The sequence below is a fragment of the Kribbella sp. VKM Ac-2569 genome (genome assembly GCF_004216905.1).
Classification (GTDB): Bacteria; Actinomycetota; Actinomycetes; order Propionibacteriales; family Kribbellaceae; genus Kribbella.
This window is the reverse complement of sequence record NZ_SGXJ01000003.1, coordinates 812752-829497: the sequence shown is the minus strand read 5'-3', so window position 1 is coordinate 829497 and position 16746 is coordinate 812752. Positions and strand designations below refer to the sequence as shown.

Annotated in this window: 16 protein-coding genes; 9 read left to right on the top strand and 7 right to left on the bottom strand. The window is 68.3% G+C overall.

Annotated features, from left to right (window positions below):
• Positions 1-32: 32 nt before the first annotated feature.
• Positions 33-659 carry an SAM-dependent methyltransferase gene (locus EV649_RS24310; protein ID WP_130385860.1) on the top strand — a complete coding sequence of 209 codons (627 nt, stop codon included), beginning with the start codon at positions 33-35 and terminating at the stop codon, positions 657-659.
• On the opposite strand, the gene EV649_RS24305 is transcribed toward EV649_RS24310, so the two are convergent.
• Positions 634-1764: an MFS transporter gene (locus tag EV649_RS24305; protein ID WP_198682703.1), complete on the bottom strand. Its 1131-nt coding sequence runs from the start codon at positions 1762-1764 to the stop codon at positions 634-636. The two genes, EV649_RS24310 and EV649_RS24305, sit on opposite strands and share 26 nt — an antisense overlap.
• A 94-nt stretch (positions 1765-1858) precedes the next feature.
• Between EV649_RS24305 and EV649_RS24300 the strand changes: the two genes are divergently transcribed.
• Together EV649_RS24300 and EV649_RS24295 are read left to right on the top strand one after the other, a co-directional pair.
• The gene (locus EV649_RS24300) at positions 1859-2725 is read left to right on the top strand and encodes a diiron oxygenase (protein ID WP_241998604.1); all 867 of its coding nucleotides are present in this window, start codon (positions 1859-1861) and stop codon (positions 2723-2725) included.
• 65 nt (positions 2726-2790) lie between these two features.
• A complete protein-coding gene (locus EV649_RS24295; RefSeq protein WP_241998667.1) occupies positions 2791-3969 on the top strand; it encodes an FAD-dependent oxidoreductase in 1179 nt (392 codons plus the stop codon).
• On the opposite strand, the gene sigJ is transcribed toward EV649_RS24295, so the two are convergent.
• Complete coding sequence (gene sigJ / locus EV649_RS24290; RefSeq protein WP_198682653.1) at positions 3932-4828, bottom strand: RNA polymerase sigma factor SigJ; 897 nt, start codon at positions 4826-4828, stop codon at positions 3932-3934. The two genes, EV649_RS24295 and sigJ, sit on opposite strands and share 38 nt — an antisense overlap.
• 93 nt (positions 4829-4921) lie before the next feature.
• Here sigJ and EV649_RS24285 point away from each other — a divergent pair, with 93 nt between their 5' ends.
• Positions 4922-5362 (top strand): nuclear transport factor 2 family protein, encoded by a 441-nt coding sequence (locus tag EV649_RS24285; protein ID WP_130385856.1) that lies wholly within the window; start codon positions 4922-4924, stop codon positions 5360-5362.
• A 1-nt stretch (position 5363) separates the two neighbouring features.
• On the opposite strand, the gene EV649_RS24280 is transcribed toward EV649_RS24285, so the two are convergent.
• Complete coding sequence (locus EV649_RS24280) at positions 5364-5993, bottom strand: class I SAM-dependent methyltransferase (RefSeq protein ID WP_130385855.1); 630 nt, start codon at positions 5991-5993, stop codon at positions 5364-5366.
• Between the two features lie 80 nt (positions 5994-6073).
• Here EV649_RS24280 and EV649_RS24275 point away from each other — a divergent pair, with 80 nt between their 5' ends.
• Genes EV649_RS24275 through EV649_RS24265 form a run of 3 tightly spaced genes read left to right on the top strand, consistent with a single transcriptional unit; the run spans position 6074 to position 8765 of the window.
• A complete protein-coding gene (locus tag EV649_RS24275) occupies positions 6074-6418 on the top strand; it encodes a YciI family protein (protein ID WP_130385854.1) in 345 nt (114 codons plus the stop codon).
• A complete protein-coding gene (locus tag EV649_RS24270) occupies positions 6415-7605 on the top strand; it encodes a DUF6596 domain-containing protein (RefSeq protein ID WP_130385853.1) in 1191 nt (396 codons plus the stop codon). The genes EV649_RS24275 and EV649_RS24270 overlap by 4 nt, the downstream gene beginning before the upstream one ends.
• A 17-nt stretch (positions 7606-7622) precedes the next feature.
• Positions 7623-8765 carry an acyltransferase gene (locus EV649_RS24265; protein ID WP_130385852.1) on the top strand — a complete coding sequence of 381 codons (1143 nt, stop codon included), beginning with the start codon at positions 7623-7625 and terminating at the stop codon, positions 8763-8765.
• On the opposite strand, the gene lexA is transcribed toward EV649_RS24265, so the two are convergent.
• Both lexA and EV649_RS24255 read right to left on the bottom strand, forming a co-directional pair.
• Entirely contained in the window at positions 8740-9411 is a 672-nt protein-coding gene (gene lexA / locus EV649_RS24260; protein ID WP_130385851.1) for a transcriptional repressor LexA, read from the bottom strand. The two genes, EV649_RS24265 and lexA, sit on opposite strands and share 26 nt — an antisense overlap.
• 57 nt (positions 9412-9468) lie before the next feature.
• Positions 9469-10392, bottom strand: a complete 924-nt coding sequence (locus EV649_RS24255) for a LysR family transcriptional regulator (protein ID WP_130385850.1) — start codon at positions 10390-10392, stop codon at positions 9469-9471.
• Between the two features lie 113 nt (positions 10393-10505).
• On the opposite strand from EV649_RS24255, the gene dnaE reads away from it, so the two are divergent.
• Both dnaE and EV649_RS24245 read left to right on the top strand, forming a co-directional pair.
• Positions 10506-14006: a DNA polymerase III subunit alpha gene (dnaE, locus tag EV649_RS24250; protein WP_130385849.1), complete on the top strand. Its 3501-nt coding sequence runs from the start codon at positions 10506-10508 to the stop codon at positions 14004-14006.
• Positions 14007-14061: 55 nt separating this feature from the next.
• Positions 14062-14859: a TIGR02569 family protein gene (locus EV649_RS24245; protein ID WP_241998602.1), complete on the top strand. Its 798-nt coding sequence runs from the start codon at positions 14062-14064 to the stop codon at positions 14857-14859.
• On the opposite strand, the gene EV649_RS24240 is transcribed toward EV649_RS24245, so the two are convergent.
• On the bottom strand, positions 14817-16004 hold the full coding sequence (locus tag EV649_RS24240; RefSeq protein ID WP_130385848.1) for a Cmx/CmrA family chloramphenicol efflux MFS transporter: 1188 nt from the start codon (positions 16002-16004) through the stop codon (positions 14817-14819). The genes EV649_RS24245 and EV649_RS24240 overlap by 43 nt on opposite strands.
• A 61-nt stretch (positions 16005-16065) precedes the next feature.
• Positions 16066-16641, bottom strand: a complete 576-nt coding sequence (locus tag EV649_RS24235; RefSeq protein ID WP_130385847.1) for a TetR/AcrR family transcriptional regulator — start codon at positions 16639-16641, stop codon at positions 16066-16068.
• Positions 16642-16746: the final 105 nt, after the last annotated feature.

Sequence of the window (16746 nt, the reverse complement as noted above, 5' to 3'; positions counted from 1 at the left end):
ACCGCCCCCACCACCTGTCTAGGCTGCGGGACATGGATTGGCAGGCGTGGCACACGGAGTACGACGATCCCGAGTCCGGGCTGTCGCGGCGGTTGGAGGCGGTGCAGGCGCAGGTACGCGCGGCGCTCGATCGGGCACCGGCGGGTCCGGTGCCGGCGGTCAGCCTCTGCGCGGGGCAGGGTCGGGACCTCATCGACGTACTGGAGGATCATCCACGGCGTGGCGACGTACAGGCGCGGCTCGTCGAGCTCGACCCTGAGTTGTCGGCGTTTGCTCGGGAGCGGGCGAGCGGTCTCGATCAGGTCGAGGTGGTCACGGGCGATGCGTCGTCGACCGATCAGTATGTCGGCCTGGTGCCGGCTGAGTTGGTGCTGCTGTGCGGGATCTTCGGCAACATCACGTCCGCGGACATCCAGCGCACGATCGCGGCGAGCCCGCAGTTCTGCCGTACCGGTGCGACGGTGATCTGGACCCGTCATCGGGGCGAGCCGGACCTGGTGCCGACGATCTGTGACTGGTTCGAGGCGCGCGGCTTCGAGCAGGTGTGGGTGTCCGATCCGCAGGCCGGTTTCGGCGTCGGCGCGCACCGCTTCACCGGCGTACCGGAACCGCTGGTGACAGGGCAGAGCCTGTTCAGTTTCGTGCCGGGCGGAACATGAGCAGCCCCAGCGCGAGGAGAACGGCGAGGGCGAGATAGCCGACATCCAGTACGGCGACTGTCGCGATCGTGGCGACGAGGAGCGGACCGCCCGCGTCGCCGAGCTCGCGTCCGAGCTCCGCGGTGCCCATGGTCTGACCGAGTCGCTCGGGCGGCGTACTCGCGGCCAGCGCCGCGAACCCGAGCGGCGTGATCACACCCGTGCCCGCACCGATCAACGCGGACGCGATCAGCAGGAACGCCACGCCCGGCAGTGCGGCACAGACGAAGCCGACCGCTGCCAGACTCAACCCCACCGCGATGCCGGTCCGCGTCGTCAGCTTGCCGGCGTCGAGCGCACGTCCGGTCCGCGGTTGCACGACCGCCGCCGTCGCCGCTAGCAAAGATACGGCCGCGCCGGTCGCGATCGTGCCGAGCCCGTCCGCCGCGCCGGTCACCGGCAGGAACCCAACACCGACCGACAACGCCGCCGTCGCAGCCGCGAGCGCCGCGGTCGGACGAAGGAACACCGGGTCAGTGATCCGCCGCGCAAGATCCAGCACGGTCTGCCGGGTCCGCGGCAACGGCGGCACCGCTGGTACGGCGATGAGCGCCCAGACGGCAACGCCCGCGGCGAGAACGGTCATCACCCCGAACAACAGCCGGAACCCGCCGAGCCACACCAGCCCACCACCGAGCAACGGCCCAGCCGTGTACCCGATGCTCTTGTAGAACCCGTAGCTACCGAAGGCACGCCCATGCTTCGCCGACGGATTCAACCGGGCAACCAACGCCGAGGCGGCGGGGGAGAAGGCCGAAGCCGCCGCGCCCTGACCGAGGCGCGCGACCCACAACCACCCGGGCCTGTCCACGAGCACATAGGTGCCTGAGGCAACCGCGAATCCGACGAGTCCGAACAGCAGCATCGGGCGCGCGCCGATGCGGTCCGCGATCGTGCCGAACACCGGTTTCAGCAGTACCTCCGCCCCGTCGTACAGGGCGAGCAGCAAGCCGAGGGTGAGCAGTGAGGTGACGGCGTCGGAGGAGGATCCGCCGAGGTTCGCCGCCACTGCGTGCGCGCCGAACGCGGTCGTGAACCCGGCCGCGTACAGCGGCCACATCCTCATCGCTCGCCGATCCACAGGAGGAATCTAGTCGACAGGACTTGAACCATCGGTTATGTTACATAGACGATGTCATATCGACTCGGAGGTGTGCCCGATGGACGAGACCGCTGAACGGTTGCTGGGGTCGGCGAGCCGGTTGTCCCGGGATCCGGAGACCGAGATCGACTGGGACGCGCCGCTCGGCGACGGGTACGGGATGTCGCCGGAGTGGAGCACGCTCTACGGGACGCCGTACTGGGACGACCTGACCGAGGCGCAGCAGCGGGAGCTGACCCGGCACGAGTCCGCGTCGGTGGCGACGACCGGGATCTGGTTCGAGCTGATCCTGCAGCAGATGATCCTGCGGGACGTGTACGACAAGCCGCCGCGGAGCGCCGAGTTCCAGTGGGCGCTGACCGAGATCGCCGACGAGTGCCGGCACTCGATCATGTTCGCTCGTGCGACCGAGCGGATGGTCGAGCCGGCGTACCGCCCGCGGCTGCTCGCGCGCGAGCTCGGCCGGATGTTCAAGACGGTCGCGACCGGCGAGACGGCGTACGCCGCGATTCTGGTGGCCGAAGAGGTGCTGGACGTCATGCAGCGCGACTGGATGCGGGACCGCCGCGTCGAGCCGTTGGTGCGGACCGTGAACCACATCCACGTGGTGGAGGAGTCGCGGCACATGGTGTTCGCGCGTGAGGAGACCCGCGAGCGGCTGGCCGGCGCGGGGCGCGGGCGTCGGTGGGTGAGTGCGCTGGTGATCGCGATCGCCGCGGACATGATCGTGTCGAGCATGGTGAGCCGCGAGGTGTACGCGAATGTCGGGCTGGACGCCGAGCGCGCCGTACGTGAAGCGCGGCGCAACGAGCACCACCGGTCGTTGCTGCGGACAAGCTGCGCGAACCTGATGGACTTCCTCGGGTCGGTCGGGCTGCTGACGCCCGCCGCGGCCCGCGTGTATCGGCGGACCGGTCTGTTGTGAGTTACGCGATCTCGGGGGAGTGCTGCTCGGACGCGAGTTGCGTCGCGGTCTGCCCGATGAACAGCATCCACCCGTCGCCCGGCGAGCCCGGATTCGGCGCGGGGGTGAGTCTGTTCATCGATCCGCGGACCTGCATCGACTGCGGAGCGTGCGCCGACATCTGTCCGGTCGACGCGGCGCAACCGGCCGACCAGGCGGCGCCTGAGGACGTCGAGCGGAACGCGGCGTACTTCGCGGAACGGGAGCCGCTCGAGGCCACGGACCTGGACAGCTGGGGGCCGCCGTCGTACCAGGTCTGGGGTGACGGTCCGCGCCAGGTGCTGGTCGTCGGCGCCGGGCCGGCCGGGATGTACGCGACGCGCGAGTTGTTGCTGCGGACAACGGCGGAGGTGACGCTGGTTGACCGGAGCGACCGGATCGGCGGCCTGGTGCGGTTCGGTGTCGCGCCGGATCACCCGCGGACCAAGCAGATCATCGACACGTTCGAACGAATCGTCGGGCACTCGCGGGTGCGCTGGCTGCCGGGCACCGATGCCGCGTCGCTGACCAGCGGGTACGACGCGGTGGTCCACGCAGTCGGGGCGCGCCGCAGCCGGCGGCTCGGGATTATCGGTGAGGAGGCGGCCTGCACCGCCGAAGACTTCGTTGCCTGGTGCAACGGGCGCCCCGGTGCATCGCTGCCGGTCGAGCTGACCGGACCGCGGGCAGTCGTGGTTGGGAACGGGAACGTCGCGCTCGACCTCGCGCGGCTCCTGCTGAGCGACGAGGAACGCCTGCGGTCGATGGACGTGACCCCGGAGGTACGTCGTACGCTCGCGGCCAGCGGGATCAAGGAGGTCGTTCTGCTGGGCCGGCGCGGTCCCGAAACGGCGGCGTACACGGAAACGGCGATGCAGGAGTTGCTCGCCGCCGCCGGCGACCGGGTCGAGCTCCGGTACCACGCCCGGCCGACGAGCTGGACGTCCGACGGGTTGACGCTCGACTCCGGCGAGACGATTGCGGCGGGCAACCTGTTCACCGCGATCGGGTTCGAGGGCCAGGCGATCGACGGGCTGCCGTTCGACGCGGACCGCGGGATCGTCCCGAACGTCCGCGGCGCCGTCGTCGGCCGGCCCGGTCACTACGTGACGGGCTGGATCAAACGCGGCGCTCGCGGCGGGATCGGCGTGAACAAGGCCTGCGCCCAGGAGACCGTGACGACGCTGGTCAGCTCTTCCAGGGTTGCAGCTTCTCCGGGTTCCTGATCGCCCAGATGTTCGTGATGTGATCGCCGTCCACGTCGAACGCGATCACGGTCTCGACGACACCTTCGAACTCGATCACCAGCCCGGGCTGACCGTTGACCATGCGCTCGAAGAGCGTGCGGCCGAGGTTGAACACCGGGAGATCGGCGAAGTACTGCGCGACGTCGGTGCCACCGTGCACCGGCGCGAGCGAGGCCCTCACGATGCCGCCACCGTCGGCGACCGCGGTGACCTCGGGATCCAGCAGGTTGACGAGCGCCGCGATGTCGGTCGCTTCCCAGGCCGCCTTGAACTCCCGCACCAGCTCGGCCCGTCGCGCTGACGGTGCTGCCGGATGCTCGGCGTCCCGGATCCGGCGCCGGGCTGACGACGCCAGCTGACGGCACGCCGCCGGCGTCCGGCCGACGATCTCCGCGACCTCTGGGAACGGATACCGGAACACGTCGTGCAGGATGAACGCGACCCGTTCGGCCGGCGTCATCGCGTCGAGTACGACGAGGAACGCCATGTTCACCGACTCGTCCAGCGTCACCCGGTCGGCCGGGTCGGCTGGGTCGGCGGATCCGGTGTGCCACTCGGTGGTTTCCGGCAGCGGCTCGGGGATCCATTCACCGACGTACCGCTCCCGCCGGGCGCGGGCGGACCGCAGCAGGTCGAGGCAGATCCGGCTCGCGACCTTGGTCAGCCACGCCGCCGGGTTGTCGATCGCCTGCTGCTCGTCCGGAGTCATCGCGTACCAGCGCGCGTACGTCTCCTGGACCACGTCCTCGGCGTCGGCCAGCGACCCCAGCAGCCGGTACGCGAGGTTGATCAGTTGCCGCCGCTCGCTCATGATCGCGCTCAGGCCCGGGTCACTCATAGCGATCCTCTCCTCGTTCATACCTGGTACGACGGAACAGCCCGAAGAACTGTGAGGTCTGACAGTTCGTGCCGATGTCTCGTCGTACCGATCATGACCACACAGAACGCTGTATCCGAAGTCGACATCCGCGAACGTATCGACGTCCTGCTCGACGCTATCCGGACGGGCGACCGAGCCGCCGTCCGGACGATCTTCGCCCCGAACATCGTCTCGTTCGACATCCAGCCCCCGCTGCGGCACCTCGGCGCCGAGACGAAATGGGAGAACTGGGAACTCGTTTTCGAGGCTTTCGAGCTGCCGCTCGAGTACGAGGTCCGCGATCTGACCGTCCTCGTCGACGGCGATCTTGCGGTCGTGTACTCGCTCAACCACATGAACGCCGTGATGAAGCTGGGCGGCAAGATCGATTACTGGCTGCGCTGGACTGCGGCCTGGCGGAAGATCGACGGGCAGTGGCTGATCGTCCACGACCAGGTCTCCGTCCCGACGAACTTCCAGAACGGCACCGCGGCCATGGACCTGCTGCCTTAGGTCAGGCCCTGAGCCTCGCCCGGCCGAGGATGTGCGGGCTGGCTGGGTTCTTGCGATCGGGCGGGAACTCGAACTGCTCGAGTTCCTCGATCTCGAAACCGGCGGCGGTGATCGCGGCGGCGGTGTCGCGGTGGGTGTGACAGCCGCCGGCGAACAGGGGCCACAGGGTCGCGTCGGAGATGCGCTGGACGGTTGCGAGGGTGCGGTCGGGGGTGGCGGCGACGTGCTCGTAGAACCTGAGTTCGCCGCCGGGGCGCAGTACCCGTCGCACCTCGGCCAGGGCTTGGGCCTGGTCGGGGACCGAGCAGAGTACGAGTGAGACCACGACGGCATCGGCTGACGCATCAGGTGCCGGCAGGTGGTCCGCCGTACCTTCGACGACCTCGACGGGGACGGGGGCCGCGGCGGCCTGGCGCTGGGCCTGGGCGCGGAGGTAGGGCTCGGGTTCGACGGCGAGGACGCTGACCACGTCGGTCGGGTAGTGGGCGAAGTTGCCGCCGTCTCCCGCTCCGACCTCGACCACATGGCCCTGCACGCCGGCGAGCAGCCGACGCCGATGATCGGCCGCTCCCTGCTCGTCCATGGCGGGCCGCACCCGCGTGTACATGCGAGCGAACAACGGGCGTCTCATGCACCTACCATCGCAGACTGTCGGATCGCGGCCCGGGCCGATCGTCTCCTGAGCGAGACTGTCATCAAGGAGGTATACGGGTGAAGTACGTGCTGATGTTCATCGAGACCGAAGAGTTCGCGACCGAGTTCGCGGCGCTGGACGAGGCCGAGAAGGAGGAGGCGTACCGGCGGGTGTACCAGTGGTTCGACGACCACGCGGACAAGATCACCAACCGGGGGAGCAAGCTGCAGGGCCGGGAGACCGCGACAACGGTCCGGCTGGACAGCGGGCAGCTGACCACCGACGGGCCGTTCATCGAGGGCAAGGAGGTCGTGTCCGGGTTCACCGAGATCGACGTCGAGGATCTCGACGAGGCGCTGCGGATGGTGAAGACCTGGCCGGCCTGCCCGGTGATCGAGATCCGCCCGGTCGCCGAGATGTGAGTACCGAGGAGGAGCTGGCCCGCGTGGTGCGTGACCACGCGGGGCGGCTGGCCGGCGCGCTGGTGTCGCTGCTCGGTGACTTCTCCGCGGCCGAGGACCTGGTGCAGGACGCGGTCGAGATCGCGCTGAAGCGCTGGCCGGTCGAAGGTATTCCGGAGCGGCCGGACGCGTGGCTGTTCACGGTCGCGAAGCGGCGCGGTCTCGACGTACTGCGTCGGCAGCAGAACTATCGCTCCAAGCTCGCGCTTCTTCAGCCGCTGGAGCAGGCGCCGCCGGATGATCGGCTGCGATTGATCTTCACCTGCTGCCACCCGGCGTTGGCGCGCGAGGCTCAGGTGGCGCTGACGCTTCGAGTGGTGTGCGGTCTGACGACTGCTCAGATCGCGGCCGCGTTCCTGGCATCCGAGTCCGCCGTCGCGCAGCGGATCACGCGGGCGAAGCGCAAGATCACCGACGCCGGCATCCCGTACCGGATCCCGCGCGACGACGAGCTCCCCGACCGCCTGAACGACGTACTGACAGTCATCTACCTGCTCTTCAACGAGGGCTATCTGTCGAGTACGGCGGAACGCGCGCACTCGCGCGATCTCGTCGACGACGCCGAATGGCTGACCGCGCTCCTCCACGGCCTCCTGCCCAACGAACCCGAGGTAGCAGGCCTGCTCGCCCTGATCAGACTGCATCGAGCCCGTACGGCGGCCCGCTTCACGCCGGCCGGCGACCTGGTCCTTCTCGAGGACCAGGACCGTACGTCGTGGGACCACGCAGCGATCGCCGACGCAACCGCTCTCCTCACGCGCACCGCCCGCCGGTACCACGCACCCGGCCCGTACCAGCTCCAGGCCGCCATTGCCGCCTGCCACAGCGAGGCACCCACCTGGCCCGAGACGGACTGGCCGCAGATCCTCGTCCTCTACGACATGCTCCTCACCCTGCAGCCCACACCCGTCGCCGGCCTGCACCGATCCATCGCACTGTCCTACGTACGTGGACCTGCAGCCGCCCTCGCAGAACTCGACGGAATGGCCACCGGACTTCAGCAGTACTCGTTGTTCCACGCGACCCGCGCGCAACTCCTCCGCGACCTCGGCCGCGTTGCCGAGGCCCATGACGCCGATGAGCGCGCCGCCGAGTTGACCGCCAATCCGGCACAGCTCGGGCTGCTCAACGAGCGCCTGGCCCGCTGACCCAGCATCCTTGCTCCATGGGTGTGGAGGGGCGGGGCGAACGGCTGTGGTTTCTCGACTGGTTGCGCGTGATCGCGGTGTTCGGGGTGTTCGTGTTCCACACCCTGCGGCCGTTCGACGACGGCGACTGGCATGTGAAGAACGCGCAGACGAGTGGTGGGATCTCGGTCGCGATCGCGTTCCTGGGTTTGTGGGGGCTGGCGTTCTTCTTCATGATCTCCGGCTCGGCCGCTTGGCTCGCGCTGCGGTGGCGGAGCGCGCTCGAGTTCCTCAGAGAGCGCTCGCTGAGGTTGCTCGTCCCGTTCTTCGTCGCGTACGTGCTGCTGTCACCGCTGCAGTACTTCATCGAGGAGCACCACAAGGGCCGGTCGACGGCCTCGTTCTTCGGCGATGTGCGGACGTTCTTCAGCGATCTCGCCGGCGATGCGCCGCTGTGGTTACGCGACACGTACCACCTGTGGTTCCTCGTGTATCTGATCCAGTTCGCCGTACTCGGTCTGCCGCTGTTCCTGTTGCTGCGCGGGAGAACTGACTGGATCGCGCGGCGGTTTCAGCGGCGCGGGTCGATCCTGTTGCTCGCCGTACCTCTCGTGCCGATTCACCTGCTGCTGCTCGCCGCGCCCGGTCCGGAGCATGGGTGGGGCGAGTTCGTGTTCTTCTTCGACTTCTTCGTCGTCGGGTATCTCGTGATGTCGGACGAGCGACTCCTGGCCGCGGTACGACGGGACGCCGTACCGGGACTGATCCTCGGCGTCGGCGCGTTCGTGCTCGGTGTCGTCACCGGCATCATCGACTTCCTCGACGGCTGGTGGCCGAACCCGGGCTACTCCTGGCCGTACGTCTGGTACTCGCCGCTCATCACCCTCGCTGTGTGGGGCTGGCTGGTCGCCGTCCTAGGCTTCGGCCTCCGCGCCCCCGCCCTCCAACGCACCCTACCCCCGCGCCTGGCCCGAGCCGCAATGCCGTACTTCATCATCCACCAGCCGGTAATCCTCGCGCTCGCCTACTACATCGTCAGCTGGCACACCAACCTCTGGCTCAAGTACGCCGCACTCCTACCCACCGCCTTCGCCATCTCCGCCCTCCTAGCCTGGCTCCTGTCATCCACCCCGGTCATCAACCAACTCTTCGGCGTCAAACGCCCGACCCCAACCGGCTGAAGCTGCGGAGGACTGAGACGACTACGCCGAGGATTGTTGCGTTGTCGCCGTCGATTACCTCGTAGGCGGGGTTGCGGGGTTCTAGGTAGACGTGGTTGTTGCGGCGGCGGTAGACCTTGACGGTTGCCTCGTCGTCGAGCATCGCGGCGACGATCTGGCCGGAGTGGGCTTCGGACTGCTGGCGGACCACGACGATGTCGCCGTCACAGATCGCGGCGTCGATCATCGACTCACCGCGGACGCGCAGGCCGAACACGGTGCCGCGACCGGTCAGGCCGCGGGGGAGTTGGAGTACGTCGTCGACGTGCTCGATCGCGGAGATCGGCGTACCGGCCGCGATGTCGCCGACCACCGGCACCGGCACGTTGTCGTCACTCGTCGCCGCAGCCGGCTCCTGGAGGAACATCCGGACGTCGATCGGCCGGGAGACCGACGGACTCCGGCGGAGGAACCCCTTCTCCTCGAGACTGGAAAGGTGCTTGGACACCGACGACGAGGAGCGCAGCCCGACCGCGTCGCCGATCTGCCGGCTGCTCGGCGGGTACCCGTGCCGCGTCACCCAGTCCCGGATCACCACCAGAATGCGTTGCTGCCGCTCCGGAAGCGCCCCGGTGTCGAGGTCGCCGAACAGGTCGAGATCAGTCACCGCGAAATCCTAGATCGCACCCGGCCTGCAAGCGCGCTCCGACTCGCGAAAGAGTAGTTAGCTGCGGAGTCGTCGGGGTACCCACAGTTCGCTGGTGTCGGCGGGCTGTGGCTGTCGTCGTACGTGCTCGATCAGCTTCACCAGATCTGGATGCTTGTTCGAGCTGAGCCAGATCAAAGACCACGGATAGACCGGCGTCGGGTCCACGACCCGAAGACGCCGCAGGCCGCGCGGCCACGGACCCGCCTCCCGGGTCCGCTCACCCCAGAACGTGATCAGCGACTTCGACTCGGCGATCGTCCCTACCAGATCCTCGAACCCGAAGTTCGGACCGGTCGAGTCGATCGTCAGGCCGAACTCCGCGGTCAGCTCCTGATAAAAAGCACCCCACTCGCTGCCCTCGATGATCCCCGGGATCCAGAACGTGTACCGGCGCAGCTCGTCCACCGGCACCGAGGTCCGATTCGCCAGCGCATGCCCTGCCCCGACGACAATCTCGTGCGGCTCCAGGTACGCGACCATGCTCTCGAGCCCAGCCGGCAGCGGCTCGGGGTGATACGCGAACGTCGCATCGATCTCACCAGCGAGCAGCGCTGGAAGCGCCGCTCCCAAACCGCGCAGCACCAACGTCTTGAGTGGGATCTCCGGGTGCGTCTGGTGGAAATCCAGCATGAGTACGGCGGGCAGCAGCCGGCTCCCGAGGATGTCGACGCGCAGCGGCCGCACCTCGTTCTGCACCGACTCGACAGCGTGGCGAGCAGCGATCAGTACGGCGTGCGCGTGCGGTAGAAACGTCCGCCCGGCAGCCGTCAGCGTCGCGCCGGTCGGTACCCGGTCGAAGAGCGTCGCGCCGAGCGAGGACTCCAGCGCCGCGATCCGCTTCGACACGGCCTGCTGGCTCAGTCGCAGGCGGTCGGCGGCGTACCGGAACTGGCCTTCCTCGGCGACGGCGACGAACGCGCGCAGGCTGTCGAGATTCACGGGACCAGACAGTACAACCGCGGGTTGTCGGCAACGCGTCCAGGGTTGTTTGATCCACACGCCGGACGCTCCTTGGATGAGGGCTCCAGACAACTGACGGTTGTGGAGCTCGGGTGCCTTCGTTCACACATCTGCACGTTCACACGCAGTACTCGCTGCTCGACGGCGCCGCGCGGCTGAAGGACCTGTTCGCGGCCTGCGCCGAGCACGGCATGACCCATCTCGCGATCTCGGACCACGGGAACCTGCACGGCGCGTACGACTTCTTCCACCAGGCGCAGAAGGCCGGCGTCACGCCGATCATCGGCATCGAGGCGTACGTCGCGCCCGCGTCCCGCCGTACCAAGGAACGCGTGTTCTGGGGACAACCGCACCAGAAACGCGACGACGTCTCCGGATCCGGCGGCTACACGCACAAGACGATCTGGGCGCGCGACGCGACCGGCTTGCACAACCTGTTCCGGCTGTCCTCCGACGCGTACCAGGAGGGCTGGCTGCAGAAGTGGCCGCGGATGGACAAGGACAGCCTCGCCCAATGGTCCGACGGACTGATCGCGTCCACCGGCTGCCCGTCCGGAGAGGTGCAAACACGATTACGACTCGGCCAGTACGACGCCGCAGTCGAGGCGGCCGCGCAGTACCAGGACATCTTCGGCAAGGAGAACTACTTCCTGGAACTCATGGATCACGGCATCGAGATCGAGCGCCGGGTCCGCGACGGCCTGCTCGACCTCGGCCGCACGCTCGGCATCCCACCGCTCGTCACGAACGACTCGCACTACACCCACGCGGCCGAGGCCAAGGCGCACGACGCCCTCCTCTGCATCCAGACCGGCAAGGCGCTGGCCGACCCGGACCGCTTCCGCTTCGACGGGTCCGGCCACTACCTCAAGTCGGCCGCCGAGATGTACGCCGTCGACACCTCGGACGCCTGGCAGGACGGCTGCCGGAACACGCTGGTGGTTGCCGAGCGCATCGACACCACCGGGATGTTCACAAAGCGCGACCTGATGCCGCGGTTCGCCGTACCCGAGGGGTTCACGGAGGTGACGTGGTTCCGCGACGAGGTACTGCGGGGGATGCGCAGGCGGTACCCGGACGGGTGGGACGAGCGCTACCAGAAGCTGGTCGAGTACGAGATGGACGTCATCATCCAGATGGGGTTCCCGGGCTACTTCCTGGTGGTCGCGGACTTCATCATGTGGGCCAAGGGCAACGACATCGCGGTCGGGCCGGGCCGCGGCTCGGCGGCCGGGTCGCTGGTGTCGTACGCGCTCGGCATCACCGACCTGGACCCGATCGAGCACGGGCTGATCTTCGAGCGGTTCCTGAACCCGGAGCGGGTCTCGATGCCGGACGTCGACATCGACTTCGACGAACGCCGCCGGGTCGAGGTGATCCGCTACGTCACCGAGAAGTACGGCGCCGACAAGGTCGCGATGATCGGCACCTACGGCACCATCAAGGCGAAGAACGCGATCAAGGACTCGGCCCGTGTCCTCGGCCTCCCGTACGCGACCGGCGACCGGATCACCAAGGCGATGCCTGCCGACGTCGGCGGCTCCGGCATCGATCTGACTGGGATCACCGACCCGCAGCATCTGCGGTACGACGAGGCCGCCGAGGTCCGGTCGATGTACGAGAACGACCCCGACGTACGCACGGTGATCGACACTGCGAAGGGCGTCGAGGGCCTCGTCCGGCAGATGGGGGTGCATGCGGCCGGCGTGATCATGTCGAGCGAGTCGATCGTCGACCACGTCCCGGTCTGGGTCCGGCACTCGGACGGCGTCACGATCACGCAGTGGGACTATCCGAGTTGCGAGTCCCTCGGGCTGCTGAAGATGGATTTCCTCGGGCTCCGCAACCTGACCGTCATCGACGACGCGGTGAAGATGGTGCGGGCGACGAAGGGCCTCGAGATCGAGCTGCTGCGGTTGCCGCTCGACGATACGCCGACGTTCCAGCTGCTGAGCCGTGGCGACACGCTCGGCGTCTTCCAGTTCGACGGTACGGCGATGCGCGCGCTGCTGAGGCTGATGCGGCCGGATCAGTTCGAGGACATCACCGCCGTGACGGCGTTGTACCGGCCGGGTCCGATGGCGATGAACTCGCACACGAACTACGCGCTCCGGAAGAACGGACAGCAGGAGATCACGCCGATCCACCCGGAGCTCGAGGAGCCGCTGCGGGAGGTGCTCGGGATCACCTATGGGCTGGTGGTCTATCAGGAGCAGGTGCAGAAGGCGGCGCAGATCCTCGCCGGGTACAGCCTGGGCCAGGCGGACCTGCTGCGGCGCGCGATGGGCAAGAAGAAGAAGGAGGTGCTCGACCAGGAGTTCGTCCCGTTCCGGGATGGTTGCCGGCAGCACGGATTCTCGGACGCGGCGACGCAGGCCGTGTGGGACGTCCTCGTGCCGTTCGCCGGGTACGCGTACAACAAGGCGCATGCCGCGGCGTACGCGCTGGTGTCGTACTGGACGGCGTACCTGAAGGCGAACCATCCGGCCGAGTACATGGCGGCGTTGCTAACGTCGGTGAAGGACGACAAGGACAAGTCCGCGGTGTACCTGAACGAGTGCCGGCGGATGGGGATCAAGGTGCTGCCGCCCGACATCAACGAGTCGCTGGCCAACTTCGCCGCACAGGGTGAGGACGTGGTGCTCTTCGGGCTCTCCGCCGTACGGAACGTCGGGGCCGGGGTCGTCGACGGGATCATCCGCAGCCGCGAGGGCGGTCGGTACGCGTCGTTCCCGGACTTCCTCGCGAAGGTGGAGTCCGTTGCCTGCAGCAAGCGTGCGATCGAGTCGCTGATCCAGGCCGGTGCGTTCGACACGCTCGGGCACACGCGCAAGGGCTTGCTCGCGAGACACGAGGAGCTGGTCGAGAACGCCGTCGCGGTCAAGCGGAAGGAGGCCGAGGGGCAGTTCGATCTGTTCGGTACGTCGGAATCGCCGGTGTTCGCGCTCGACGTGAGTTTCGCGCCGGACGAGTGGGACAAGGCGGCCCTGCTGGCGCGCGAGCGGGAGATGCTGGGGCTGTACGTGTCGGACCATCCGTTGTTCGGCCTCGAGGGAGCGCTCTCCGAGCGTTCCGACGTGGGGATTGCTCAGCTCGGTGATCAGTCCGACGGCACGGTGGTGACGATCGGCGGGATCATCTCCGGGTTGCAGCGGCGGGTGACGAAGAAGGGCGATCCGTGGGCCACGGCAACGATCGAGGATCTCGCCGGGTCGGTCGAGTGCCTGTTCTTCCCGGCGACGTACCAGTTGGTGTCCGGGCGGTTGCAGCAGGACGCGGTGGTGTTCGTGAAAGGGCGGTTGGACAAGCGGGACGACGTACCGCGGCTGATCGGTTCCGAGGTGATGGTTCCTGATCTGGCCACGGTCGGGGTCGTCGAGTTGGAGATGGCGCAGAGCAACGTCGTACCGCGGACGGTGAACCAGTTGCGCGACGTGCTGGCGGCGCATCCCGGACGGTCGGAGGTGCACCTACGGGTGCGCGGCGCCGCGACCACGACCGTGTACCGGCTGGGGTTCCGGATCGCTGCCGGTGCCGAGTTCTGGGCCGACCTGAAGGCCGAGGTGGCGTCGGTGCGCGCCCGTCAGTCCTGACTCAGAAGGGCGGCCTCCCACCACGCTTCAAACCTAACGATGAAAGAGTGCAGGCATGCAGGGACCTTCGCGTCGGGTGTTGGACGCCTTCAGCCTGACCGAGCCGCCCGTTCGGTTGGCCGGCGGACAGGGGGAGACCTGGCGCTCCGGAGCGGTCGTGTTCAAGCGCGCCGACGCCGAGTCCGCATGGCGCGCCGAGGTGCTGAGTGGGTTGCCGGAGTCCGGGGACTTCCGGGTGCCGCGGCCGGTGCAAGCACGCGACGGTGCGTGGGTCGCGTTCGGGTGGGAAGCCAGTGAGCTGCTGGTCGGTGCGACGGATGTGCGGCGGCAGGACGAGGTTCTCACCGCTGCGGCCGCGTTTCATGAGGCCGTCGCCGGGCTGCCGCGGCCGGAGTTCATCGACACCCGCCATGACCCGTGGGCGGACGGCGACCGCGTCGCCTGGCGGGAACAGTCGGTCGACGGAAGTCCGGCGTACGTCGACCTTGTCGGTCCGCTCGTCGCCGCGTGGCGGCCGGTGGAACTGGTGGCGCAGGTGGTGCACGGTGATCTGCCGGGGAACGTGATGTTCGCCGACGGTCTCCCGCCGGCGATCATCGACTGGCCGGTGTACTGGCGACCGCCGTCCTGGGCGGCGGCTGTCGCGGTCGCCGATGCACTGTGCTGGTACGGCGCCGAGCCGGAGCTCGCGGCACGGTGGGCGCAGCTGCCCGAATGGGGCCAGATGCTCGTGCGCGCGCTGATCTACCGCATGACGACCGACGACCTTGCCGGCGGTGCCGCGACCTGGACGGACGACCGCCGCGCGGCCTATGCGCCGGTCATCGAGCTCGCGCTCTCGTACGTCGGCTGAGCGGTTCGGCCCGCGGCCCGGACAGCGAGCGGAATGGTGCCGAAGGCAAGCACTCCGAGTCCGGCGCCGATCCAGCCGACCGCGGAATAGCCCGCGCCCGCGTCGAGTGCCAGGCCGCCGAGCCAGGGGCCGACCGTGATACCGACGTTGAAGGCCGAGATGTTGAAGGCGGCGGCGAGCGTCGGCGCGGATCCGGCGACACCGAACACCCGCGAGTTCACCGCCGGGTTGGTGGCGAAGCCGAACGTCCCGACGCCGATGATCGCCGGAATGGCGAGCCACGGCGTGCCGGTCGCGAGCGCGAGCACGATCGCCGCGCCGATCACTCCGGTCAGACTGACGACGAGTGTCCTGAACGGTCGCCGATCCGCGGTGCGTCCGCTGATCGTGATACCGACCAGCGCGCCAACGCCGTACAGCGCCAGGATCACCGGCACCCAGGCCGCGGACAGGCCGGTGGTCTCGGTGAGCAGAGGAGCGAGGTAGCTGAAGATCACCAGGATCGCGCCGGTCGACAGCGCCGTCGTCCCGTAGGCGAGCCAGAGCTGGGGATTCGCCATGCTGCGCAGTTCGAGACGCAGCCGGGGAGCGCTCTCTGCGCGTCCGCCGGGGATCGTCGCGACGACACCGCCGATCGCGAGGACCGACAGGAGGGCAACCGCCCAGAACGCCGACCGCCAACCGAGATGCTGGCCGAGCAGCGTCCCGGCAGGCAACCCGACGATCGTGGCCACGGTGAGACCGCTCGCCAGGACGCTCATCGCCTTCGCGCGCGCTTCCGGCCCGGCCAGCTCGATCGCGGTCACGGAGGCGACCGCCCAGAACCCGGCGTACACGAAGGCGCCCGCGACCCGGGTCGCGATCAGCACGCCGTACGACGAGGTGAGCGCGCCGGCCACGTGGGTGAGCGCGAAGATCGTGAGGAACGCGAGCATCGCGGCGCGCCGGGACCAGCGCAGCGTTGTGACCGCCAGAATCGGTGCGCCGACGAGCATGCCGATGGCGAACGCGGAGATCAGTAGGCCGGCTGCGGGGATGGAGACGTTCAGATCGGTCGCGATCTCGGGGAGCAGACCGGCGAGCATCAGCTCGGACGTGCCCTGGGCGAAGATCGCCAGGCCGAGCAGATAGACAGCGCGGGGCATGAGGGCCTCTCAAGTATTAGATCGATCGGTTCAAAACTTGGGCAGGGTGAACCGCGGGAAATCAGAAACTGCGCAGCGTTGCCTCGACGACGATCCGCTGACTGTCGGGTGTCGCGCCACGGCGGGCGGCCACGCGCAGACCGCCGAGAACGGTGAAGACGTACGTCGCGAGCCCGGCCGCATCCTGCTCCGGGTCGATCTCACCGGCCGCCTGCGCCGCCTGGATGGCGGTCGTCAGTGCGGCGAGCTTGGCCTCGTGGTCGCGATCGAGGAGATCGACGACCTCGGCGTCCTTCGGGCCGAGCTCCACGATCGTGTTGATCACGAAGCAGCCGGTCGGGTCGCCGGGATCCGGCTCCACCGCGGTCCACAGGATCTGCCGGACGCGCTCGCGGACCGGCAGTGTCGTGTCCTGGATGACCTCGAGCTGGGCAGCGGTGAAGCGATCGACGTACCGCTGCAGTGCGCGGTCGAACAGATCGCGCTTGCTGGTGAACGTGTTGTAGATGCTGCTTCGGCCGAGCCCGGTCGCCGCGCAGAGGTCCTGTGTCGAGGTGGCCTCGTAGCCCGAGGTCCAGAACACCCGCATCGCGGCATCCACGGCACGGTCCTCGTCGAAGGTCCTCGGTCTCGGCATGTCGCCGAGCCTAGCACGTTATGGACCGATCGATCCAAAACATGCCGCCAGACGGCCGAACTTCCTGCGCCGATAGCATCTGGCCATCGAGGCGAGTGCCGGAAG